Source organism: Bradyrhizobium sp. Kon56, assembly GCF_055807635.1.
Genome location: NZ_JBVVOU010000016.1, coordinates 155,355 through 178,921 on the forward strand (window position 1 = coordinate 155,355; position 23,567 = coordinate 178,921).

The 23,567-nt window shown below is 63.6% G+C and carries 20 protein-coding genes and 1 pseudogene; 12 read left to right on the top strand and 9 right to left on the bottom strand.

What is annotated here, in order from left to right; translation table 11 throughout:
* A complete protein-coding gene (locus AC0L3B_RS24370) occupies positions 1–861 on the top strand; it encodes a PCC domain-containing protein (protein WP_473381139.1) in 861 nt (286 codons plus the stop codon).
* Positions 862–877: 16 nt separating this feature from the next.
* Here the strand turns inward: AC0L3B_RS24370 and AC0L3B_RS24375 are convergent, their stop codons facing one another.
* On the bottom strand, positions 878–2,950 hold the full coding sequence (locus tag AC0L3B_RS24375) for a DUF1217 domain-containing protein (protein WP_473381140.1): 2,073 nt from the start codon (positions 2,948–2,950) through the stop codon (positions 878–880).
* Between the two features lie 1,163 nt (positions 2,951–4,113).
* On the opposite strand from AC0L3B_RS24375, the gene AC0L3B_RS24380 reads away from it, so the two are divergent.
* Positions 4,114–4,695 (top strand): SRPBCC family protein, encoded by a 582-nt coding sequence (locus tag AC0L3B_RS24380; protein ID WP_018458001.1) that lies wholly within the window; start codon positions 4,114–4,116, stop codon positions 4,693–4,695.
* Between the two features lie 2 nt (positions 4,696–4,697).
* The gene (locus tag AC0L3B_RS24385) at positions 4,698–5,651 is read left to right on the top strand and encodes a YVTN family beta-propeller repeat protein (RefSeq protein ID WP_085353173.1); all 954 of its coding nucleotides are present in this window, start codon (positions 4,698–4,700) and stop codon (positions 5,649–5,651) included.
* Positions 5,652–5,699: 48 nt separating this feature from the next.
* On the opposite strand, the gene AC0L3B_RS24390 is transcribed toward AC0L3B_RS24385, so the two are convergent.
* The 5 genes and pseudogenes from AC0L3B_RS24390 to AC0L3B_RS24410 form a co-directional block, all read right to left on the bottom strand.
* Positions 5,700–6,374: an HAD-IA family hydrolase gene (locus AC0L3B_RS24390; protein ID WP_377790973.1), complete on the bottom strand. Its 675-nt coding sequence runs from the start codon at positions 6,372–6,374 to the stop codon at positions 5,700–5,702.
* Between the two features lie 18 nt (positions 6,375–6,392).
* A pseudogene (locus tag AC0L3B_RS24395) lies at positions 6,393–6,933 on the bottom strand (DinB family protein).
* Positions 6,934–6,979: 46 nt separating this feature from the next.
* Positions 6,980–9,961, bottom strand: coding sequence for an excinuclease ABC subunit UvrA (gene uvrA / locus AC0L3B_RS24400; protein ID WP_018457997.1), 2,982 nt, complete (start codon positions 9,959–9,961; stop codon positions 6,980–6,982).
* A 282-nt stretch (positions 9,962–10,243) separates the two neighbouring features.
* Positions 10,244–10,933 carry an outer membrane protein gene (locus tag AC0L3B_RS24405; protein WP_018457996.1) on the bottom strand — a complete coding sequence of 230 codons (690 nt, stop codon included), beginning with the start codon at positions 10,931–10,933 and terminating at the stop codon, positions 10,244–10,246.
* A gap of 231 nt (positions 10,934–11,164) precedes the next feature.
* A complete protein-coding gene (locus AC0L3B_RS24410) occupies positions 11,165–11,947 on the bottom strand; it encodes an outer membrane protein (protein WP_204511275.1) in 783 nt (260 codons plus the stop codon).
* Between the two features lie 459 nt (positions 11,948–12,406).
* Here AC0L3B_RS24410 and AC0L3B_RS24415 point away from each other — a divergent pair, with 459 nt between their 5' ends.
* Together AC0L3B_RS24415 and gyrA are read left to right on the top strand one after the other, a co-directional pair.
* Complete coding sequence (locus AC0L3B_RS24415) at positions 12,407–12,904, top strand: single-stranded DNA-binding protein (protein WP_007590726.1); 498 nt, start codon at positions 12,407–12,409, stop codon at positions 12,902–12,904.
* 370 nt (positions 12,905–13,274) lie between these two features.
* Positions 13,275–16,019, top strand: coding sequence for a DNA gyrase subunit A (gene gyrA, locus AC0L3B_RS24420; RefSeq protein WP_085353167.1), 2,745 nt, complete (start codon positions 13,275–13,277; stop codon positions 16,017–16,019).
* A 105-nt stretch (positions 16,020–16,124) separates the two neighbouring features.
* On the opposite strand, the gene AC0L3B_RS24425 is transcribed toward gyrA, so the two are convergent.
* A complete protein-coding gene (locus tag AC0L3B_RS24425; RefSeq protein ID WP_085353166.1) occupies positions 16,125–17,978 on the bottom strand; it encodes a potassium transporter Kup in 1,854 nt (617 codons plus the stop codon).
* 206 nt (positions 17,979–18,184) lie between these two features.
* Positions 18,185–18,442 carry a hypothetical protein gene (locus AC0L3B_RS24430; RefSeq protein ID WP_473381141.1) on the bottom strand — a complete coding sequence of 86 codons (258 nt, stop codon included), beginning with the start codon at positions 18,440–18,442 and terminating at the stop codon, positions 18,185–18,187.
* Between the two features lie 247 nt (positions 18,443–18,689).
* Here AC0L3B_RS24430 and coaD point away from each other — a divergent pair, with 247 nt between their 5' ends.
* The 7 genes from coaD (at position 18,690) to AC0L3B_RS24465 (ending at position 22,595) form a co-directional block, all read left to right on the top strand.
* Entirely contained in the window at positions 18,690–19,184 is a 495-nt protein-coding gene (gene coaD, locus AC0L3B_RS24435) for a pantetheine-phosphate adenylyltransferase (protein ID WP_204511274.1), read from the top strand.
* 41 nt (positions 19,185–19,225) lie between these two features.
* Positions 19,226–19,789 carry a peptidylprolyl isomerase gene (locus AC0L3B_RS24440; protein WP_018457989.1) on the top strand — a complete coding sequence of 188 codons (564 nt, stop codon included), beginning with the start codon at positions 19,226–19,228 and terminating at the stop codon, positions 19,787–19,789.
* Positions 19,790–19,797: 8 nt separating this feature from the next.
* Positions 19,798–20,223: a hypothetical protein gene (locus tag AC0L3B_RS24445; protein ID WP_018457988.1), complete on the top strand. Its 426-nt coding sequence runs from the start codon at positions 19,798–19,800 to the stop codon at positions 20,221–20,223.
* Positions 20,220–20,684 (top strand): peptidylprolyl isomerase, encoded by a 465-nt coding sequence (locus AC0L3B_RS24450; RefSeq protein WP_018457987.1) that lies wholly within the window; start codon positions 20,220–20,222, stop codon positions 20,682–20,684. The genes AC0L3B_RS24445 and AC0L3B_RS24450 overlap by 4 nt, the downstream gene beginning before the upstream one ends.
* Positions 20,685–20,826: 142 nt before the next feature.
* Positions 20,827–21,900: a tRNA preQ1(34) S-adenosylmethionine ribosyltransferase-isomerase QueA gene (gene queA, locus AC0L3B_RS24455; protein ID WP_204511272.1), complete on the top strand. Its 1,074-nt coding sequence runs from the start codon at positions 20,827–20,829 to the stop codon at positions 21,898–21,900.
* A 57-nt stretch (positions 21,901–21,957) separates the two neighbouring features.
* Positions 21,958–22,200 (top strand): type II toxin-antitoxin system VapB family antitoxin, encoded by a 243-nt coding sequence (locus tag AC0L3B_RS24460; RefSeq protein WP_085353162.1) that lies wholly within the window; start codon positions 21,958–21,960, stop codon positions 22,198–22,200.
* Positions 22,200–22,595, top strand: coding sequence for a type II toxin-antitoxin system VapC family toxin (locus AC0L3B_RS24465; protein WP_473381142.1), 396 nt, complete (start codon positions 22,200–22,202; stop codon positions 22,593–22,595). The genes AC0L3B_RS24460 and AC0L3B_RS24465 overlap by 1 nt, the downstream gene beginning before the upstream one ends.
* Before the next feature lie 113 nt (positions 22,596–22,708).
* Here AC0L3B_RS24465 and AC0L3B_RS24470 read toward each other — a convergent pair.
* The coding region (locus AC0L3B_RS24470; protein WP_473381143.1) for an aspartate-semialdehyde dehydrogenase at positions 22,709–23,567 on the bottom strand (859 nt) is incomplete at its 5' end.

Sequence of the window (23,567 nt, forward strand, 5' to 3'; positions counted from 1 at the left end):
ATGCGCAGTATCAAGCAGCCCGGCGCGCCGGTCGCCGAGCGCATCCAATGGGCGGAGGCGAGGGGACGCGCTTTCTCCTTCACGCTTCAAGCAGGTCTGCCGCTGCTGGAGACGGCGCGCCGCGGTTTCGCCGCGGAGGGATTCGCCGGCGGCGTGCTCAGCTTCGGGCGCGGCGCGCTCGGGCCGTTCGGCTATGTCATGCCGGCGCTGTCGAAGACCAGCGAGAATGCCGCGTTTTATAGCGACACATTCCGGCCAAGCGGCGTGACGCGCACCAGGCTCGGCAGCATGACGCTGGGCATGCGCAATGGCGCCCCGTTCTTTCATTGCCATGGGCTGTGGACGGAGGCCGATGGCCGCGCCGGTGGTGGCCACATGCTGCCGGACGTGACCGATGTCGCCGAGCCGTTCGAGGTCGAGGCCTTCGGCATCGATGGTGCGATGTTCGCCGCAGAGCCAGATCCCGAGACCAATTTCAAGCTGTTCGGGCCCGTGGCGGCTGCGAGCACCGGCGCACGCACGACCAGCCGCGCTTTCGCGCTGCGGCTGCGCCCCAATCAGGATTTCGCGGGCTGTCTCGAAGACTTCTGCCGCGCGCAAGGCATCGCGCGCGCGAGGATCCATGGCGGTGTCGGCTCGACCATTGGGGCGCGCTTCACCCATGGCGGCGTGACTGAGCCCTTCGCGACCGAGCTTGCGGTAACCGGCGGCGCGATTGCGGCCGGCTCCTCCGGCGCCCTCGAAGCCGCACTCGATGTCGCCCTGATCGACTACACTGGCGGCATAGCGGAGGGCCGTCTGATTCGTGGCGACAATCCCGTGCTGATGACCATGGAGCTGGTGCTCGAGGTGTTGGGCTAGTATCGGCGAGCGATCATCAGCGGGTGCGCAGCTTGGCGATGGCCAAGTATGTGGAGTCACTGATCCCCGAACTGGATCCCTGAAACAGGTTGAGCAGGGGGGATTGACCCTGGCCGGTGCTCTGGCTGTTTCTGATGTCATACATGGCGGAGAAACGGCTCAACAGCTTTGTCACCTTCGCGGGATCGGACAGATCCTTGATCTTCATGAATCTGTCTACGAACTTGGCCTGCTGATCGATCGGCATCGCCGCCATCGAGTCAGGCAAATCGAAAGTGGTCCTGAACACCTCCGAAAGAGCCTTGTCGGCAAGGATGTCGTATGCGGACGTGATGTCCCCCGCCTTTCGCTGGAAATAGAGCGCAAGGCGCACGCCGGGATTGGCATCGCCCTGCTGCTGCTCCAGGCTTTGCTCGACATAGTTCGCTTGTGTTTCCCGAAACTGATCCGGCTTTTGCGGACCCATCATCGGAAGACGCGCGACGTTGCCTTTACTGTCGAAATTGAACGACGCCACGATTTCGGCAAAGCGAGGATCGCTCTCGGTGTTCGCGAAGCTCTTTGGATCGTTCAGGTCGGAGCTGAAGATCTTCTTGAGAAATTCGGTGCTGACCTTCCTGGGATCCAGACCCTTGGCCAAGAGAATGAAATCGACCATCGGCCTGTTTGCGAGAAGATCGGAAACACTGTCGATGCCGGCGATGGCCTGCTGATATTCCGACGCATCCTTCGTGGCCTGTGCCCGAACTGCGGCCTGCTGCTGGGGAGTCGCCGTGCTGGCGCTCTTCACCGCTCCAATGACGTAGTCCTTGGCGATCTGGAGGACTTCAGCCGAGTCCTGAGCCACCAAGGGGGTGGTCAGATTGCCTTTTGCGTCGAAGTTGAAGGCGCGTGCCAGCTCCAAATATCGATTGTCCTTGAGGGTATAGACGTAGCTTTTGGGGTCGTTGATGTCGCTTTCGAGCACGGCCTTGACAGTCGCCGGCGAGACGTTCGCGGGCTCGAGGCCGACAGCTCCCAGCGCAAATTCATACACGCCCGGTGTCGATACGAACGCCTGGACTGAATTGATCTTGAGGATGGCAGTTCTAAATTGCCTGATTGCAAAAGCTTCGTTCAACGGGCTCGCCGCCGAATAGACGGCGGACTTGCTGTCGTCGAACTTCTGTTTCGTGATCGTGACATTTGCAGCAGTCTGCGCCGACACACCTGACGGAAGCGACCCGTCGGAGGAAAACTCGAACGCACCGGCCAGGTCGACGAACCCGCCAATCGTCCCTATCTGCTCGCTAAGGCTGGAAATGCTGCTCGCATATGACTCCAAATGATGCTTTTCGACCAGAATCTGGACGTTCAACTGGGTCACGTTCGCGCCCGGTTGCGATAGTTGGGCGGTGTAGTCGGCGATCCTTGAATTGGCCGCGGTGACATCCGATCGGGCCTGAGCAAGGTCGGCGTTGAGGCCACTTAGCTGAGAAGCGAAAGTGGTGTTGACGTAGCTGTTGGGATCGGATGGATCGCTGCGCAAGACCTGGCTTATGGTGTCACGCGACCACTTGCTTTGATCGATCCCGTACGCCGAATAGACATAGTTGCGAAGACGGTCGTTGTTCAGGAGCTGGTCTGCACTGCTGATGTTACCGATTTCGGCGCTGTAGTAATTCGAATGGCCGGCAAGTGCATCGACCTGGCTTTTCCTGGTCGCCGTGTACAGACCAATCATCTCGTCGGTCTGGTTCTCCGATTGCGCCACCGGCGTGGCACTGCCATTGAAGGAAAACGCGGCGGCGAACTCACGGTAACGCTTGTCGACCAGCTTGTTGACAAAGCTGTTTGCGTCGGAGAGGTCGCTCTCCAGCACCTTTTTCATGAAGGCCTTGGCGTAGGCCATGTCTTCCAGGCCATACGCCTTCGTTGCATAATGATAAAGGCGATAGTCTTTCATGAAGCCGTCGACGGACTTCACCTTGCCGATGTGGGCTTTGTAATAGGCGGCCTCTCGCGCTACGTCCTGTTGCTGTTCGACCCGCGTCAGGGACTGCTTGAGATTGCGCGTGATGTAGCTGTAACTGAAATACGTTGATACCATCGCGCACTCCTACGGTCCCGGACGTCCGTCAATCATTGCGGGGTCGCGAGGTGGGGCTGGCCTCATGCCGGCAAACTGTCTCAGAGCCAGGTTCTCCAAGGCCATTTTCGGACCGCGATCCCAGATTCAAGTTTGCCCTCGCGAGGCATATCGGGTTTTGTTGCTGCATGTTTCTCAGATACAGCTTTCGTGAGGGTTGCGTTCCGGATATGTCCCGATCAAGAGATCGATCGGAATGGCTCTCGTCCCGAACGCGACGCAGCGCCATAGCGCGTCGAAGACGCGCGTAAACGCGCTCACGGCGGTGTGGCGTTGAGCCGGGATCCAGAAGCCGTGCATTCTGCCGCAGGATGGGTCACGGCTCTGCGGCGCATCGCCGAAGGGGCGCTGCGCCGCGTCCGGGGCACGAGAGCCCGAAGTCATCTGGCATTGCTATTCGCGTGATACGCGCGGTTTCGCATTCTCGCGGCCTGGGCGGCCCGAGCTTTGCGGCATTCTTTGCCCCCAAAATGCCGAGGGCGCAGGGAAGGCCGGGTGCCGGCTGGCACCCACGGTCCACTGTGCGAAGGTTGCGCTACGAGAGGCTGCACAGCGGCATACAGGTGAAGCCCAACACACGGCCTTCCCTGCGCAGTGGTTTTACGGCTTATGTCGTGATCTCCCCGGGGAGCGATGCACTATTGCCCCCGTCGCCTTGCGGATGGCTGACGCTGCGGCCCGGTCGGCCCGCACGCATCACCGCAAGACTTGGCGCACAGACCCCGGGCGCCAGGACCACACGATTTTGCCGTACGCAGGCTGCACCGGTCGTGTGCGCGACACTTTCGCTCACGGTTGCCCGCCCTGCGAAGCCTTCGCGCCGGTGTGGCCCACGTCCACCACGTCCCATCCCGCGTTCGTGACGATCGCGATCCGCCCCTCGGCCGGGTTGGGATGGCTCTTTATATGATAATCCGAAATGCGGATAAAGAGAAATATTTTTAAGCGCCGTGATTGACCCGCTTATTGGTGTTTTGCCCGCCGGGGCGGCAAGGGGTTGTGGGGCGCGCGGGCCCCGCCGCAACGCGGCCACGAACGGGTCTCCCCGCGGCCGCAAAATGCGCTACCATGATTCCAGCGCGCTTCAAGTCGCGCATGATCAACGACACGTATGAGGAAACGAGATGAGGGTGACGATTGGACGGCGCACGGTCCTGGCCGCGGTGCTGATTGCCGCGGGCGCGGTGGCTTTGACGGCGGCGTTTGGCCCGGTTTCGACATCGGCCTGGGCCCACGGGCCGACCCGTCAGAAGGTGCGCGAATCCATCGAGATCAACGCCGCCCCGGCCAAGGTGTGGGCCGCAATGGGCAATTTCCAGGACATGAGCTGGCTGCCACCTGTCACCAAGACCGAGGGCGAGAAGGGCAACGAGATCGGCGCGACGCGGAAGCTGACGCTGACGGGAGGCGCGACCGTCGACGAGGAGCTCTACAAGTTTGACGCCGCCGCGATGAGCTATTCCTACCGGATCACCAATGTGGACGTGAAGGTGCTGCCGGTCACCAATTATTCCTCGACATTGACGGTGACGCCGAGCGCTGACGGCAAGGGCTCGACGCTGGAATGGGCCGGCGCGTTCTATCGTGGCTTTCCCAACAACGAGCCGCCGCCGGAGCTGAGTGACGAGGCCGCGGTCAAGGCGGTGAAGGGGCTGTACCAGGCGGGCCTCGAGGCACTCAAGAAGAAGATCGAGAGCGGAAGCTGACGGTGCGGGCGCTGGTCCTGGCGGCGCTCGCCGCCAGCTTTTGCCTGGCCGGCATCGCGCATGTGTTCGCCGAAGAGGCATTCGTCACCAACCAGCTCAGCGACGATCTGATGGTCGTGGACCTCGCCACGGCGCGCAGCGTCGCGACCATCCCGATCGGCGGCAAGCCGGCCGGCGTCGCCGTCAGCGCGGACGGACGTTTTGCCTATGTCACGAGCCCGGATGCCAAAGCCGTGACGGTGGTGGACGCAGCAACGCGGCAGGTTGCGGCGCGGATCGAGGTCGGCGGCGGGCCGCTCGGCATTGCCGTCGCGCCGGATGGCCGCACCGTCTATGTCGCGGACTGGTATGCGGCGGCGGTGCGGGTGATCGACGCGGCCTCGCGCAGCGTCACGGCCAGCATTGCGGTCGGCGCCTCGCCATCGGGGCTCGCGGTAACGCCGGATGGCAAGCTGCTGCTCTCGGCCGACCGCGACGACGACAGTGTGTCGGTGGTCGACACCGCGACGCGCCAGCGCACGACGACCATCAAGGTCGGCACCCGTCCGTTCGGCGTCACCATCGATGCCGAGGGCAAGCGCGCCTACACCGCCAATGTCGGCTCCAACGACGTCTCCGTGATCGACATCGCCACTGGGGCCGAGACCGGCCGCGTGCAGGTCGGGATGCGCCCTTATGCGGTGGCGCTGGCGCAGGGCCGCGGCTTCGTCACCGATCAGTATGGCGGCACTGTCAGCGTGTTCGATCTGGCGACGTTGAAGCCGCTCAAGCGCATCAATGTCGGCGATTATCCCGAAGGCATTGCCGCGACTGCCGACGGCAAGCGCATTATCGTCGCCTGCTGGGAAAGCAACACGCTCGATATCATCGATGCGGTCGAGCTGAAGCTGATCGGCGAGGTCAAGACCGGCGACGGCCCGCGCGCGTTTGGGGCATTCTTGCGCAGGACGGAGTAGGGGCGTGTAGCCCGCGTGAGCGGAGCGACATGCGGGACGGGGCTCTCCTCATCCACCGGCGTTCCCGGATATCGCTTCGCTCATCCGGGCTACGGCACCGGGGCACAGCGTCCATACAATCTCATCCATCTGATCAAACATGTGATCCGGCGCCATCGCCCGCAGCGCCGCCGGCGCCGCATAACCCCAGCCCACCGCTCCGCAGGCAATTCCCACTGTCCGCGCCGCCTCGATGTCGCGCACTTCGTCGCCGATCGAGATGACCTTGCCCGGCTCCACGCCGGCGCGGCGGATGACCCGTCGGAACTTCGCGGGCTTGCCGAAAAGCGAGGCCGCGCAATCGAAATGGGCGAACAGCGTCGCGCAATCGCCGAGCTTCTCGCGCGCATTGGCTTCGCTGTCCGACGTCACCATCGCGAGCTGCACGCCACCCTCCGCCAGCGTCCGCAGCATTGTCTCGACCCCCGCAAACAGCGAAATCTCCGCTGCAGCCTCCGCCTTCAGTCGCCGCGCATGCCGCGCGATCGCCGGCAGCTTCCACAGCGGCACCTCGAGCCGGCTCAGAATCTCCCGCGAAGAAGCATGCCGCAGCCCCTCGATATCCTCGTCCGCGACGCGGCGGAAGCCGAAGCGATCGGCGACGTCGTTGATGGTGCGCAGGAACCACGGAAAGCTGTCGGCCAGCGTGCCGTCGAGATCAAAGATGGCGAGGGAGTAGGGCATGGAGACGAAGCTACACCGCTAGGCTTTCCACACGGTTTCCTCGGTCCATCCGAGTTGGTCGAATTCGGTGGCCCTGAGCGGCGCCTCTCCCTCGGCGAAGAACTCGTCAAGCTGAGGCGGCGCGACGCTCGTTTCGGACAGCATGGCGTGCGCTTGTCCGCGGTGATGAATTTGATGCTGGAACAGATGCATGAGCAGTCGGTCGCGGCGTTCGGTCTGGACCCGCGTGTCGCGGTTGATCCGCACAATGCCGTTGAGAATCTCGGGCGTCAGTCCATCGCAGACGGCAATCAAGCGCTTGTCGATCGCGGCCTGCGCAGCCTTCAACGCGGCAAGGGAGGGGTGCGGCACCTCGTTCTTCCAAGCCGCCGGTCCTAGCCATCCGCCCTCCAGTGCATCGACATAGAAGAGGTCGATGACATGGATGTGGTTCAGCGTGCGTTGCAGGCTCGGAAAGAAGCCGGTCCGCTCGGCTTCGAAGTCGGCCTGAGACAGCGCCGCGCAAGCGGTGAGCAGCCTGGGCGAACGCACGATAGGTTTGCACAAGTCCGGCAGGCAAACTCAGTCTCCCTCAGACAATGTGTCGGCCGCTCCCGCGGCGTAACCTACTCGGCCGCCTCGCTCGCCGCGCGTCTCCGCTTCGGCTTCCGAGCCTTCGCCAGCACCGGCGCCAGGAACTTCCCCGTATAGCTCCGCGGCGCTTTTGCGATGTCCTCTGGCGGGCCCCAGGCGACGATCTCGCCGCCGCCATCGCCGCCTTCGGGGCCGAGGTCGATGACCCAGTCGGCGGTCTTGATCACTTCGAGATTGTGCTCGATGACGACGACCGTGTTGCCCTGCGCGACCAGTTCGTGCAGCACCTCCAACAGCTTCTTGACGTCGTGGAAATGCAACCCGGTGGTCGGCTCGTCCAGGATGTAGAGCGTGCGGCCGGTGGCGCGCTTTGACAGCTCTTTTGCGAGCTTGACGCGCTGGGCTTCGCCGCCCGAGAGCGTCGTGGCCTGCTGGCCGACATGGATGTAGTCGAGGCCGACGCGATGCAGCGTCTGGAACGTCTCGCGTACACGTGGGACCGCCTTGAAGAACTCGGCCGCTTCCTCGACGGTCATGTCGAGCACGTCGGCGATGCTCTTGCCCTTGAATAGGACCTCCAGCGTCTCGCGGTTGTAGCGCTTGCCCTTGCAGACGTCGCAGGTGACGTAGACGTCGGGCAAGAAGTGCATCTCGATCTTGATGACGCCGTCGCCCTGGCAGGCCTCGCAGCGGCCGCCCTTGACGTTGAAGGAGAACCGGCCGGGCTCGTAGCCGCGCGCTTTCGACTCGGGCAGGCCGGCGAACCATTCGCGGATCGGCGTGAAGGCACCGGTATAGGTCGCGGGGTTGGAGCGCGGCGTGCGACCGATCGGCGACTGGTCGATGTCGATGATCTTGTCGATGTGCTCGAGGCCCTCGATGCGGTCGTGCGGCGCGGCGCCTTCGCTGGCATTGTTCAGCTTGCGGGCGATCGCCTTGTAGAGCGTGTCGATCAGCAGCGTCGACTTGCCGCCGCCGGAGACGCCGGTGACGCAGGTGAACAGGCCGAGCGGAATTTCGGCCGTAACGTTCTTGAGGTTATTGCCGCGCGCGTTGACCACCTTGATGGTGCGGCGATGGTTCGGCGGGCGCCGCTCGGGCACCTCGACCTCGAGCTCGCCGGTGAGATATTTGCCCGTCAGCGAGTTGGGGTTGCGCATGATCTCGGCGGGCGTGCCTTCGGCGATGATGTTGCCGCCATGCATGCCGGCGCCGGGGCCGATGTCGAGCACGTGGTCGGCGAGCAGGATCGCGTCCTCGTCGTGCTCGACCACGATCACGGTGTTGCCGAGGTCACGAAGTCTCTTGAGCGTGTCGAGCAGGCGCGCGTTGTCGCGCTGGTGCAAGCCGATCGAGGGCTCGTCGAGCACGTAGAGCACGCCTGTCAGGCCCGAGCCGATCTGCGAAGCCAGCCGGATGCGCTGGCTCTCGCCGCCGGACAGCGTGCCGGAGGAGCGGGAGAGTGTGAGGTAGTTGAGGCCGACATCGAGCAGGAAGGTAAGGCGCTCGCGGATCTCCTTGAGGATGCGGCCGGCGATCTCGTTCTGCTGAGTGTTCAGCGCCTCCGGCACGGTCTCGAACCACGCGCCGGCGCCCTTCACCGACATCTCGGAGATGTCGCCGATATGCTTGCCGCCGATCTTGACGCAGAGCGCCTCGGGCTTGAGCCGAAAACCGTGGCACGCCTCGCAGGGTACGTCGTGGAAATACTTCGCCAGCTCCTCGCGCGCCCACTCGCTCTCGGTCTCGCGATAGCGGCGGTTGATGTTGGTGATGACGCCCTCGAACGGCTTCTTGGTGTCGTAGGAGCGGACGCCGTCCTCGTAGGAGAACTTGATCTCGTCCTCGCCGGAGCCATGGAGGATCGCGTTCTGCGTCTTCTTGGGCAGATCCTTCCATTTGGTGGTCAGCGTGAACTTGTAGTGCTTGCCGAGCGCAGTCAGCGTCTGAATGTAATAGGGCGACGAAGACTTGGCCCAGGGCGCGATCGCGCCCTTGCCAATGGCGAGCTCCTTGTCGGGAATGACGAGGTCTTCGTCGACATGCTGCTCGACGCCGAGGCCGCCGCACGCGGGACAGGCGCCATAGGGGTTGTTGAACGAGAACAGCCGGGGCTCGATCTCGGGGATGGTGAAGCCGGACACCGGGCAGGCGAACTTTTCCGAGAACAGCATGCGCTCGGGTCCGCTCTTGTCGTGGATCTTTGCGGTCTTCTTCTTCTCTTCCGCGGGTGCTGCCGCAGCCGGCGCATCCGCGAATTCGATGACGGCGAGGCCCTCGGCAAGTTTCAGCGCGGTCTCGAAACTTTCGGCGAGGCGCTGGCCGATGTCGGGGCGCACCACGATGCGATCGACGACGACGTCGATGTCGTGCGGGAATTTCTTGTCGAGAACAGGGGCTTCGGCGAGCTCGTGGAAGGCGCCGTCGATCTTGACGCGCTGAAAGCCCTTCTTGAGCCATTCGGCAAGCTCTTTGCGGTACTCGCCCTTGCGGCCGCGCACGACCGGCGCGAGCAGATAGAGGCGCGAGCCCTCGGGCAGCGCCAGCACGCGATCGACCATCTGCGAGACGATCTGGCTCTCGATCGGCAGGCCGGTGGCGGGCGAATAGGGCACGCCGACGCGCGCCCACAGCAGGCGCATGTAGTCGTAGATTTCGGTCACCGTGCCGACGGTGGAGCGCGGGTTCTTCGACGTCGTCTTCTGCTCGATCGAGATCGCCGGCGACAGGCCGTCGATCTGGTCGACGTCGGGCTTCTGCATCATCTCCAGGAACTGGCGGGCGTAGGCAGACAGCGATTCGACGTAGCGGCGCTGGCCTTCGGCGTAGATGGTGTCGAACGCGAGCGAGGATTTGCCGGAGCCCGACAGCCCCGTGAACACCACCAGCTTGTCGCGGGGAATCTCGACATCGACGTTCTTGAGATTGTGCTCGCGCGCGCCACGGATGGTAATTGCGCGCAGGTTTGATCCCACGTTCTGCTGTTGGCGCTTCGCCTTGATCACTTCATCCATCCGGGTTGCCCTCAAGGAATCCCAAAGGCGCGCGATCGCGCCAACAAAAAAGGCGCGCTTCGCCCGGAACCGGGATCGGCGCCGATGGGGTTGTCAGCGAACGTAGGAAGAACGGAGACGGATTTCCAGTGGGACTTGCGAATCGTCAACGGATTGTTGGCGCACTGGCGGCATCTGGCAGGAGCAGGGTGGAACTGCGCGGCAACGTGCCCGACAAAACAAAAAGGCCGGCACAAGGCCGGCCTTTCGTAACGCGGATGGCGTTGGGGCTAAGTACTGAACTCAGTACTTGGCGACCACCGGGCCCCCGAAGTGATAGTTCACGCCGACCTGCACGGTGTGAAACTCGAGCGTGCCGGAGGGCAGGGCGCCCGAGAAGTAGGTCTCGCCGCCGAGGCTGCGAAAGAGGTACTCGCCCTTGACCGACCACTGCGGAGCGAAGAACGCTTCGACGCCCGCACCGACGGTCCAGCCGGAGTGCCACTTGCTGTCGGAAACGGTCACGCCGAGCGCGCTGACGCTGAGCTTGTTGTCGATCCAGGCGTAACCACCGGTGCCGTAGAACAGGACGTTGTTGACGGCGTAGCCGATGCGGCCGCGCACGGTTCCCATCGCATCGGTTTTGGAGCTGAGGGTGGTGCTGACGAGGCCGAAGCCGGGGACGGCAACGGGGCCGGTGACCGACGCGCTGACATCAGCCCAGGAACCATCGGCCTCGACGCCGAGCACGACATTGCCGGTCTGCCAGTTGTAGCCGGCAGTACCGCCGACGAAGCCGCCCTTCATCTTCGGGTCGGTCGAGGAATTTTCCCAAGCGCCGCCACCGACGATACCGAGGTAGAAGCCGGTCCAGTTGTAGACCGAAGCCATGGCCACGGGGGCCTTGGTGTAGGGGCGCGCCGCGAGATCAGCGGCCGAAGCCGGGGCAGCGAGAGCGAACAAACAGGCCGAAGCCAACAAAACCTTTTTCATTTTCAACTAATCCCAGTCCCAGTTTCTGATTGTGCCTTCCAAGATAGGGAAGGGCATCGGACTCACTTGCCCAACTGATGCCGTACTTACACCAGTGAAGCCGCAAGTTGTGTCACTCAAAAGCAACAACGGTCGGAAAACGGAACGGTTATTGACCGATTAATATCGGAGGACTGCACAGCAAAAGGCCGGCGCAAGGCCGGCCTTCGAAGTGCGATATGTCCAGCGCGATCAGTACCTTGCGATGGCCGGACCGCCCCAGCGATAGTTCAAGCGGACCAGGCCCATGTCTACGTCCTGGCGAATCCGGTCGCTGCCGAATACCGCACCCGCGGGCGTTGTGAAGCCGATCGTGCGATCGCCAAGGAAGATGTGGTCGTACTCAAAGCCCAGCGACCAGTTCGGGGCGAAGCCGAATTCCAGACCGGCCCCGACCGTGCCACCCCAGCGAGTCTCCCGGGCCGAAGCCAACAGCGCGCCCGCGCCGGGCGTACCCGCAGCAGCGTAGATGTCGTACTTGTCACCGACGACGGCGGCGCCGCCCTTCACGTAAAGCAGCACGTTGTTCCAGGCGTAACCGACCTGACCGGTGATGAGACCGAAAGCGTCGATGCGGGAACGGTTGCGATCACCCGTCACCAAAGCGGTACCAGGGAAGAGGGTGCTCACGTTGTCGCCCCGGAAATCAGCCCAGTTGCCCTGGCCTTCCAGACCGAACACCCAATTGGCGGACTGCCAGCGATAGCCGATCTGGCCGCCGACGGTGCCCCCTGTTGCATTGTGACAGCCTTCGCCGACGAGAACGCCGGTCGCGGGCGTGACGAAGTCCCAGCACTTGTGGCTGGAGCCACCGCCGCCGTTGATGCCGATGTAGAAGCCGCTCCAGTCGTAGATGGCGGCAACCGCCGGCGGCGGGGCTTTGGTGTAGGGACGCGCGGCCATGTCCGCCGCGCTTGCGGGAGCCGACAAGCCCATCGCCACTGCACCGATTGTACAAATAAGAAGCTTATTCATTGCCAGTCTCCCCAGGTTTCGTCCGCTTCTTATGTCCCCGAAGCGGCTGATCAGGCGCGAGGGCCCATATGAACTAAGTCCGAGGCAACCGTAGCTCTACGGAGCGGCAGAGTCCGTCTCCCAAATGCAACAATACCGGGGCAGTGCGAGTACCCATAACTTGCTGAATGTTAAGTTCTTTCTTCCATTTTTGGGAACCTACAAAGGTTCCAATCGACGTGTGCCTTTCCGCAACACATTTGGCCGATCGATCCCACGCCTTCAGATCTGTCTTCGCCAAGAACAAATCTGGAACGAACCGGAGGTCGATGCTATATGTGGGGATAACCGGAAGGGTGACGGCCTGATCGTCGTCCGCAAGTGTTCGGCGAGCGTATAGGGTCGCCTCAACAGGCACGGCGGAACGCGGGAGCGGACCGGCCTTCTTGAATTCAGTGGCATTCGGAGCGGAGAGCGGAGATGGCGGGAAGCGTCAACAAGGTCATTCTGGTTGGAAATCTCGGCAAGGATCCTGAAATCCGCCGCACCCAGGACGGGCGGCCGATCGCCAATCTGAGCGTCGCGACCTCGGAGACGTGGCGCGACAAGGCGACTGGCGAGCGCAAGGAAAAGACCGAGTGGCACCGCGTCGTGATCTTTAATGAAGGGCTCTGCAAGGTCGCCGAACAGTATCTGAAGAAGGGCGCCAAGATTTACGTCGAGGGTGCGCTCCAGACCCGCAAATGGACCGACCAGAGCGGTGTCGAAAAGTACTCGACCGAAGTCGTGCTGCAGGGGTTCAACTCGACCTTGACGATGCTGGACGGTCGTAGCGGCGGTGGCGGAGGCGGCAGCTTCGGCGACGAGCCGGGCGGCGATTTCGGCTCCTCCGGTCCGGTCAGCAGCGCGCCGCGGCGCCCTGTTGCCGCCGGCGGCGGTGGCCGCAACAGCGACATGGACGACGATATCCCGTTCTGAGCGATTCCGCTCCAAGAACGCGGCGCCTGATGCGGACGCCCGGCCGGATGGGCGGCGCTTCTCATCTCATGTCAGAACATCCCACTAATCGACAGGACGGGCTCGGCATTTCCGGGCCCGCTTCATGTTTGGGGTGAGCTCGGATTGCGGCTTGGCAAACGCGCCGACGCGGCAAGCTCACCGCGCGGTTTTCCACGCGTGAGCGGCGATTTTGCAAGGCCGATGCGAGTGCTGTCCGAGACACCGCTCGCAAGGGCTTAAGTTGTTGGAAAAATAGGCGGAAAAAGCGCTTCCCAGAACGCCGCGAGGGTGGTTATCAGAGGCTCGATGCGCTATATGATTCCCAGATAAAACCTCACCGGATTTCCCCTTGGCTGACGACGACGACAAGCCCGGCGACCAGCCGGCGCAACCCTCGGATATTCGCCCCGTCTCCATCTTCGAGGAGATGAAGAAGTCCTATCTCGACTACGCCATGAGCGTGATCGTGGCGCGGGCGCTGCCTGACGCCCGCGATGGCCTGAAGCCGGTGCATCGCCGCATCCTGTACTCGATGAACGAGCAGGGGCACACGCCGGACAAGAAGTACGTCAAGTCCGCCCGCGTGGTCGGTGACGTCATCGGTAAATATCATCCGCATGGCGACCAGTCGATCTACGACGCCATGGTCCGGATGGCGCAGGACTTCTCCATGCGCGTGCCGCTGATCGACGGCCAGGGCAATTTCGGCTCGGTCGACGGCGATCCCCCGGCTGCCTATCGTTATACCGAAGCCCGATTGACGAAGGCGGCGCTGGCTCTGCTGGCCGACATCGACAAGGACACGGTCGACTTCCAGCCGAACTACGACAACAACGAGACCGAACCGTCGGTCTTGCCAGCCAAGTTCCCGAACCTTCTCGTCAACGGCGCCGGCGGCATCGCGGTCGGCATGGCGACCAACATCCCGCCGCACAATCTCGGCGAGGTCATCGACGCCTGCGTCGCGCTGATCGACAACCCCGCGCTCACCATCGACGAGCTCATCAACATCGTGCCGGGACCCGACTTCCCGACCGGCGGCGTCATCCTCGGACGGCAGGGCATCCGCGCCGCCTATCACCTCGGCCGCGGCTCGGTCATGATGCGCGGCAAGGTCGCGATCGAGACCATCCGCAAGGAGCGCGAGGCGATCATCATCACCGAGATTCCCTACCAGGTGAACAAGGCGACGATGGTCGAGCGCATCGCCGAGTTGGTCAAGGAAAAGAAGATCGAGGGCATCGGCGACCTGCGCGATGAATCCGATCGCGACGGCTACCGCGTCGTCATCGAATTGAAGCGCGACGCCGTGCCGGATGTGGTGCTCAATCAGCTCTATAGGTTCACGCCGCTGCAGACGAGCTTCGGCGTCAACATGGTGGCGCTCGACAGCGGCCGTCCACGGGTCATGCACCTGAAGGACCTGCTGGCGATCTTCGTCGACTTCCGCGAGCGGGTCGTCACGCGGCGCACCAAGTTCCTGCTCGCCAAGGCCCGAGATCGCGCCCATGTTTTGGTCGGTCTCGCCATCGCAGTCGCCAATATCGACGAGATGATCCGCGTCATCCGGACCTCGCCCGACCCGACCACCGCCCGCGACACCCTGATGTCGCGCGACTGGCCGGCCCGGGACGTCGAGGACATGCTGACGCTGATCGACGATCCGCGCCACCGCATCAGCGAGAACGGCACGATCCGGCTGTCGATGGAGCAGGCGAGGGCCATTCTCGATCTGCGCCTGCAACGCCTCACCGCACTCGGCCGCGACGAAATCCGCGAGGAGCTCGACAAGCTCGCCGGCGAGATCGCCGACTATCTTGACATCCTGCGCTCGCGCGACCGCGTGCTGGGCATCATCAAGTCCGAGCTCGCCGAAGTGAAGGCCGAGTTCGCAACCCCGCGCCGCACCGTCATCATCGAGCAGGAAGGTGAGGTCGAGGACGAGGACCTGATCCAGCGCGAGGACATGGTCGTCACCGTCTCGCACGCCGGCTACGTCAAGCGCGTGCCGCTGTCGGCCTACCGGGCCCAGCGCCGCGGCGGCAAGGGCCGCGCCGGCATGCAGACCCGCGATGAGGATTTTGTCAGCCGGCTGTTCGTGGCGTCCACGCATACTCCGATGCTGTTCTTCTCCTCGCGCGGACAGGTCTACAAGATCAAAGTCTGGCGCCTGCCGATGGCCGCGCCGAATGCGCGCGGCAAGGCGCTGATCAACATCCTGCCGCTGGAGCAGGGCGAGCGCATCACCACCATCATGCCGCTGCCGGAGGACGAGTCCACCTGGGGCAATCTCGACGTGATGTTCGCCACGACAGGCGGCAACGTCCGGCGCAACAAGCTGTCCGACTTCGTCGATGTCCGCCGCTCCGGCATCATCGCGATGAAGCTCGACGACAACGAAGCGATCGTCGACGTGCAGATCTGCACCGAGCACGACGACGTGCTTTTGACCGGCGCCGGCGGCCAGTGCATCCGCTTCCCCGTGACCGACGTGCGCGTGTTCACCGGCCGCACCTCGATGGGCGTGCGCGGCATTGCGCTTGCCGAGGGCGACAAGGTGATCTCGCTGGCGATCCTGCGCCACGTCGAGACGACGTCCGACGAGCGCTCGGCGTACCTGAAGATGCGTCGTGCGGTCGCCGGCGAAGCTGCGGCCGAGGAGCCGGCGGCGGACGCCGAGGCCGAGGAGACCTCCGGCAGCTTCCAACTCGCCCAGGAGCGTTACGTCGAGATGTCAGCGCAGGAGCAGGTCGTGCTGACCGTGTCCGTCAACGGTTACGGCAAGCGGACGTCGTCCTACGAGTACCGCACCACGGGCCGCGGCGGCAAAGGCATCGTCGCCATGAGCGTCAACAACCGCAACGGCAACCTCGTAGCGTCGTTCCCCGTGGAGGATGCTGATCAAATCATGCTGGTTACCGACAAGGGCCAGCTGATCCGCTGCCCGGTCGAAGGCATCCGCGTCGCCGGCCGCTCGACCCAGGGCGTGATCGTGTTCGACACCGCGGAGGACGAACACGTCGTCTCGGTCGAGCACATCACGGAAGAGGCCGAGAGCGGAAACGGGGCGAATGGGGAGTCGAACGGGGAGTGATGCGTCACCCCCTAGCCCGGATGGAGCGCAAGCGAAATCCGGGTTCTTCATTCGGACGGCTGTCCCGGATTGAGTTGTGCTCGATCCGGATACTTCACTGACCAGCTAAATCTCCAGCTCCGTGCCGAATTCCACCACCTGCTTGGTCGGTACGCCGAAGAACGCGGCGGAGCGTTCGGCGTTGCGTTGCAGGAAGGCGAACACGGTTTCGCGCCAGACCCACATGCCCGGCACGTCCTCGCGCGGGATGATGGTCTCGCGGCCGACGTAATAGGTGATGTCGGAGAGATCGATGCCGGGCAGCTTGCCGTGGCGGCAGGCGAAGGTCAGCCCTTCGTAAATCGTCGGGTTCTGCATGAAGCCGTAATGCAGAACGACGCGGGTAATGCCGGGAATGATCTCGATCACCTCGATGCGGTCTTCGTCGGCGATGTGAGGAAGCTCCTCGATCAGCACGGTGACCAGGACGATGCGCTCGTGCAGCACGTGGTTGTGCTTGACGAACTGGGTCAGTGCCAGCGGCACGCCGCGCGGCGCCGAGGCCAGGAACACGGCGGTGCCGGGGAGTCTGGCGCTGCACTGGTTGACCGCGGTCTCGATCAGATCCTCCTCGGGCTGGCGCAGCTTCGCGCGTGCGGCTTCGACGAGCTTCACGCCGCTGCGCCAGGTCAGCATCAGGAAGGCGACGAAGCCCGCCAGCATCAGCGGAAACCAGCCGCCCTCGAACAGCTTGATCGAATTGGCCGAGAAGAAGATCAAATCGATCACGAAGAAGAAGCCGTTCACGGCAACCACGAGCCACGGTGAATAGCCCCACTGGATCGCGACCAGGGCGGCGAGCAGCGTGGTGATCGCCATCAATAGCGACACCGCGATGCCGTAGGCGCCGGCCAGCGCCTCCGAGCTGCCGAAACTCAGCACGGCGCCGAGCGTTGCGGCGGCGAGCAGCCAGTTCACCAACGGCACGTAGATCTGACCGATCGCGTCGCTCGTGGTGTGACGGATCTGCATGCGCGGCAGGAAGCCGAGCTGGATCGACTGCTGCGTCAACGAGAACACGCCGGAGATGATGGCTTGCGAGGCGATCACGGTCGCGACCGCCGAGAACGCGACCAGCGGATAATGCAGGGCGTCAGGGCAGAGCTGGAAGAACGGATTTTCGATCATGGTGGGATCGGTGATCAGCAGCGCGGCCTGGCCGAAATAGTTCAGCACGAGCGCAGGCAGGCAGATCGCGAACCAGGCCAGCCGGATCGGCAGGCGGCCGAAATGCCCCATGTCGGCGTACATGGCTTCGCCGCCGGTCACCGCGAGGAAGGCGGCCCCCAGGATCGCGAAGGAGACATGAAAATCCTGATGGATCAGGAAGTCGAACGCATAGAGCGGGCTGAGCGCCGCCAGCACCGCCGGCGCCTTGACGATGCCGTGGATGCCGAGCGCTGCCAGCACGAAGAACCAGGCCAGCATCACCGGTCCGAAGATGCGGCCGATGAAGCCGGTGCCCTGCTTCTGCATCATGAACAGTCCGATCAGGATGACGACGGTCACGGGCACAACCGCCGGCGCGAGCGAGGGTGCGTCGACCTTCAGACCTTCGATGGCTGAGAGCACGGAGATGGCCGGCGTGATCGCGCCGTCCCCGTACAGTAGCGCGGCGCCGACGAGGCCGACGACCAGCAAATGCGCGCGCCAGGTACCGGGTTGAGCGTTGCGGGCATGCAGCAAGGCCAGCAGCGCGACGATGCCGCCTTCGCCGCGGTTATCCGCACGCAGAATCAACAGCGCATATTTCAGTGAGATGATCAGCAACAGCGCCCAGAGGATCAGCGAGGCGACGCCCAGAACGGCATCGTTCGTCAAAGTGCCGCCATGGGCGGCGGCCTTGGCGGCTTCCTTCAGGGCGTAGAGGGGGCTGGTGCCGATATCGCCATAGACCACCCCGAGGGCGCCCATGGTCATGGCAATCGGCAGTGGATCAGGTTGATGGCCGGAGGCGACTGCAGGCGTACTGGACAATGGCGACCCCCCGATGGGATCGCGCCCGACGGGTCATTCCGACGGGCGCGAGCATCAGGCAGTGTGCGACGGGACGTCGCAAATATCCATGGGGTATATCTTTGGGGTTTATCTTGAGAGTTAGCTGACGCGAAACTGACAGACCCCCACTACGGAGTACGGTTGGCAGTCACAAGGCGAGCCTCGCGGATTTTGGCTTTGGTGCCGGCCTGGCGGAGGCAGGACGCTTCGAAATTCGGCCAGGCCTGCTGCGAGCAGTCCTTGCCGACGGTGCGGATATCGAGCCGGTCGCTCTTGGCAAGCGGCTGCGGCACGCTCGCCTCGACGGTGGGGGCGAAGCCGGGCAGGAGCGTGAGGGTGGCAGCAACACACGCAGAAATGGCGATCGCCGAAAGAGCCTTGATCATGACAGTCCCCTGTGATGCGGCCGCTACGCCCAGTGTGCGGCCCGTCGTTCGTTGGCTGGATTAGTAACCATGGCCAGTTTCCGGACGTCTTCGCGAACGCGGGAAATGGTTTCGTTCGCGCTCCGTTTTGTGTCGTGGCCGCCCTTAGGACGAAACAATTCGGCGCATTCCGACACGCTTCTGCGGAAAAACCGCCAGGGAACTTGACCGGCTTGCCGGGCCGGGCAGGGCGCGGTAGGACGTGGCCATGCCGCGCATTGCCTTCTATCCAGGTTCCTTCGACCCCATCACCAACGGCCATCTGGACGTGGTCCGGCACAGCGTGTCGCTGTGCGACAGGCTTGTTGTCGCGATCGGGGTGCACCCCGGCAAGAAGCCTCTGTTCTCGACCGAGGAGCGGCTGAAGATGCTCCATGACGTCTGCGGGCCGGTGGCCGCCCAGGCCGGCTGCTTGCTCGAGGCCGTGACGTTTGACGATCTGTCGGTGACCTCGGCGCGCAAGCACGGTGCCACGATCATGATTCGGGGCCTGCGCGACGGCACCGACCTCGACTTCGAGATGCAGCTCGCCGGCATGAACGAGGCCATGGCGCCCGAGGTGCATACGATCTTCCTGCCGGCCTCTCCCATGGTCCGCCCGATCACCGCCACTTTGGTGCGCCAGATCGCTGCCATGGGCGGGGATGTCTCGGCCTTCGTTCCGCCGCTGGTTGCGGCCCAGCTCAAGGCAAAATTCGCCTGATAACGGCGGGTTTCCTTTCTCATCTCTGATCCGGAGTTGTCATGATCCGAATTCTCGCAGTTCTTGCCGCGGTTCTGTTCGCGGTGCCGGCCTTCGCGCAAGCCTTGCCGGCCGGCCTCGACAAGGCCAACGCCATCGTCATCGACTCCACCAAGGGCCGCATCGTCATCAAGCTCCGGCCGGACCTTGCGCCCCAGCACGCCGAGCGCATCAAGCAGCTCGCGCGCGAGGGTTTTTACAACAACGTGCCGTTCCACCGCGTCATGGATGGCTTCATGGCGCAGACCGGCGACGGTCAGAACTTCAATGGCACCGGCGGCTCGAAATATCCGAACCTGAAGCAGGAATTCTCGAAGGTGCATTTTGCGCGCGGCATCGTCGGCATGGCCCGGCGCGGCGACAGCGTCGACACCGCAAATTCGCAGTTCTTCATCATGTTTGCCGACGGCGGCAGCCTCGACAACCAGTACACCGTGATCGGCGAGGTCGTGCAGGGCATGGACGTCGTCGACAAGCTGAAGAAGGCGCCTCCCGGATCGAGCGGCGGCACCGTCACCGACCCCGACAAGATGGTGAAGGTGCAGGTCGCTTCCGACATCAAGTAGGAGCGGCGATGGCTCGCTGCGGTGGCAAGCTCCTGCTGGTTGCCGCGGTGCTGCTGCTCGGCGTCCCGGGCGCGGTCGCCGAGGACGCACAGGTCAACACCATCCAGGACATCTTCCGGCATTTGCGCACCTGCTGGAAGCCGCCGCCCGCCGCCAGGGCCCGCCCGATCGACATCACCGTCGTGGTGAGCTTCAACCGGGCTGGAAACATTCTGGGCCATCCGAGGATTACCTATGAATCCGCGGAGGCTTCCGACAATGACCGGCTGCAATACCGGGTCGCGGTGATGGAGGCATTGCAACGCTGCACGCCGATGCCATTTACCGATGCGATGGCCGGCGCCGCTGCGGGGCGTCCGTTCGCGATCCAGTTTCGCAACCGCAAGTCTTCACCTGACAGGACTTCACCCCCAACCCAAGAGAGACGAGCATGAGCGCCACCGAAAACACACTGATCCTCGAGACCACGCAGGGCCCCGTCACCATCGAGATGCGGCCTGATCTGGCGCCCGGCCACGTCGCACGCATCAAGGAACTCGTGCGCGAAGGCTTCTACGACGGCATCGTGTTCCATCGCGTGATCGACGGCTTCATGGCGCAGACCGGCTGCCCCCAGGGCACCGGCACCGGCGGCTCCGGCCAGAAGCTGAAGGCCGAGTTCAACAAGGAGCCGCATGTGCGCGGCACCACCTCGATGGCGCGCGCCGCCAGCCCGGATTCCGGCGATAGCCAGTTCTTCATCTGCTTCGACGATGCCCGCTTCCTCGACAACCAGTACACGGTGTGGGGCAAGGTCACCGAGGGCATGGAGAACGTCGACAAGATCAAGCGTGGCGAGCCCGTGCAGAACCCCGACAAGATCGTCAAGGCGCGGATGGCGGCTGACGCGGCGTAGGCGTTCAACCCTCATGGTGAGGAGGCGCGTGGCGCCGTCTCGAACCATGAAGGCCGAGCTGCAGCAGCGGGGCCTTCATCCGTCGAGACGCGCGTTCCGCACCCCTCAGGATGAGGAGTGACTGTGCGGCCCTGAGTCCGAGATGCGCACCGACTTCTTCGATTTCGACCTGCCCGCCGAGCGCATCGCATTGCGCCCGGCGAGCCCGCGCGACTCCGCGAAGATGCTGGTCGTCGATCGCGGCACGCTGCGCGACCAAATCATCACCGACCTGCCGCAATGGCTGAAGCCGGGCGACCAGCTCGTCGTCAACGACACCAAGGTGATCGCGGCGCAATTAAAAGGCCGTCGCATCGGCCGCGAGACCGAGCCGAAGATCGAGGCAACGCTGATCAAGCGCCTCGACGGCTCGCGCTGGCAGGCGTTGGTGAAGCCTGCCAAGAAACTCATCGCCGGCGACCGCATCCGCTTCGGCAATGAGGGCAAGGTCTGCCTGCTCGGCCATCTCGACGCCGAGGTCGAGGCGAAGGGCGGGGAAGGCGAGGTGACGCTGTCATTTTCGTTTCACGGCCCGACGCTGGATCAAGCCATCGCCGATCTCGGCAGCCCGCCGCTGCCGCCCTACATCGCCTCGAAACGCACGCCTGATGATCAGGATCTCGCCGACTACCAGACCATGTTCGCTGTGAACGAAGGCGCCGTTGCCGCGCCGACAGCAGGCCTGCATTTCACCCCGGCGCTGGAGCAGGCGATGCACGCGCGCGGCGTCGGCATCAATCGCGTCACGCTGCATGTCGGGGCAGGGACCTTCCTGCCGGTGAAGGTGGACGACACCGAAGGTCACAAGATGCATGCCGAGTGGGGTACGCTGTCGTCCGAGACGGCGGAGCGGCTCAACACGGCGCGCAAGAACGGCGGCCGTATCATCGCGGTTGGCACCACGTCGTTGCGCCTGATCGAAAGCGCAGCCAGCGAGGACGGCACCATTGAGCCGTTCGCCGCCGAGACGTCGATCTTCATCACCCCCGGCTATCGCTTCCGCGCCGTGGATATTCTGCTGACCAATTTCCATTTGCCGAAGTCGACACTGTTCATGCTGGTGTCGGCGTTCTCCGGGTTGGAGGCGATGCAGCAAGCCTATGCACACGCGATCGCAACCGGCTATCGGTTCTATTCGTACGGGGATGCCTGTTTGCTGTTTCCGGCGCGGGAGTGACGCCGGCGGCGTTCTCGTGCTATACTGCTCATACGTTTTGCATGGATCGAGTGGCCGATGAACATCCGTTCCGCGAAAGTCGATGAGCTTGCCCAGCGCCTCGCCCGCCTGACGGGGGAAGATATCGAGACGGCGCTCGAACGCGCCATCGAGGAGCGCTTGTCTCGCGTGGCATCGCCGGCGGTCGATAGGAGGGCCGCCCTGACGTCGTTCTTCGAGCGAACCGCTGGCTTGCCCGTTCTCGATTCTCGGCCTGCAGACGAAATCCTCGGCTATGACCGTTTCGGGCTGCCGTCCTGATGGTGCTGGATACGTCTGCGATCGTCGCGACCGTCACCAACGAGCCAGATGGGCAGCGCTATCGGAAAGCCATGCTGGATGCTGCCAGCCTGTCGATGTCAGCAGTAGCAATCCTGGAAACCAAGATCGTTCTCTCTGCTCGCTTCGGAGCATCGGCCGTGAAGTTCTTCGACGAATTGCTGGAGACTGCCGGGATTGTCGTAGTGCCGTTCGACGCAGACATGGCGAAAGGCGCGTTCGAGGCATTTCACCGCTTCGGCAAGGGCGGGGGACATCCGGCGCAGCTCAACATCGTCGATTGTGCGGTCTACGCTTTGGCGAAAGCGCGTTCGCAACCGCTGCTCTTCAAGGGAGCCGACTTTGCTAAGACAGACATTCTCCCCGCGTTGACCTGACCGCGCTGTTTGCCATTGTAGGGTGGGCAAAGCGAAGCGTGCCGACCAACTTTCTTGATGCGAAGTGGTGGGCACGGCGCTTGCGCGCCTTTGCCTACCTTACGCATCTTCCGTTACGCCATCACCCGCTGTGGCAGGAGCTCCGCGATCTGCACCGCGTTGAGCGCAGCGCCCTTGAGCAGCTGGTCCGCCGCCACGAACATCGAGATCGAATGCCCGGAGGGGTCGCTGAAGTCCTTGCGGATGCGGCCGACCAGGACGTCGTCCTGGCCCGAGGCGTCGATCGGCATCGGGAAGTAGTTCCTGGCACGGTCGTCGACGACCTTGACGCCGCGCGCTCGTGCCATGATGGCGCGGACCTGGTCCTCGCTGATCGGCTTCTCGCATTCGAAGGTGATGGCCTCGCAATGAGCCCGCAGCACCGGCACACGCACGCAGGTGACGCCGATCGCGATCTTGTCGTCCTCAAAGATCTTGCGGGTTTCGTTGATGACCTTGGTCTCTTCGTCGTTGTAGCCGGTGTCAGGGTCGATCGCCGTGTTGTGGTTGAAGAGGTTGAACGCGTAGGGATGCGGCATCACCTTCGGCGTATAAACCTGCCCGTTGAGGTTGGCGCGGGTGGACTCGACCAGCTCCTCCATCGCGGCAGCGCCGGCGCCGGAGGCCGCCTGGTAGGTCGAGATGATCACCCGCTTGATGCGGTTGCTCTGGTGGATCGGCCACAGCGGCACCAGCGCCGTGATGGCGGCGCAGTTCGGGTTGGCGATGATGCCCTTGTGGTCGCGGATGCGGTTCGCGTTGATCTCGGGGATCACCAGCGGCACGTTCGGGTCCATGCGGAAGGCGGAGGAGTTGTCGACGACGACGGCGCCCGCCTTGACTGCGATCGGCGCGAACTTCTTGGAGATGCTGCCGCCGGCGGAGAACAGGGCGATGTCGACGCCTTCGAAGGCGCGTTCGGTCAGCTCCTCG